The sequence below is a fragment of the Elizabethkingia argenteiflava genome, assembly GCF_009904105.1.
GTDB classification, from domain to species: Bacteria; Bacteroidota; Bacteroidia; order Flavobacteriales; family Weeksellaceae; genus Elizabethkingia; species Elizabethkingia argenteiflava.
This window is the reverse complement of sequence record NZ_JAAABJ010000582.1, coordinates 1-258: the sequence shown is the minus strand read 5'-3', so window position 1 is coordinate 258 and position 258 is coordinate 1. Positions and strand designations below refer to the sequence as shown.

The window sequence follows — 258 nt, the reverse complement described above, 5'->3', positions numbered from 1 at the left end:
GTTTTATTGTTTCCCAAAACTCTTCTGCAGTTTGATGACTTCTGTCACCAATAACGAAATTGATGAATCTTTTTCCAAATCTATCAACAGCAATCCAGATCCAACCGTGTTTTTTTTACTCCCTATATAAGTGTGCATTTCATCTAACGCTACCACTTTTATTTCCTTAGATTCACACTGTAACGATTGTACTTCTTTACCAAAACTACGAATCCAATTCAAAACAGTGACATTGCTAACGTCTAAAATCCTGCCGAT

General features: G+C 35.3%; 1 pseudogene. It reads right to left on the bottom strand.

From position 1 onward, the window contains the following. Window positions 1-3: 3 nt before the first annotated feature. Window positions 4-258, bottom strand: a pseudogene (locus GNY06_RS15755) (hypothetical protein); the annotation flags it as partial.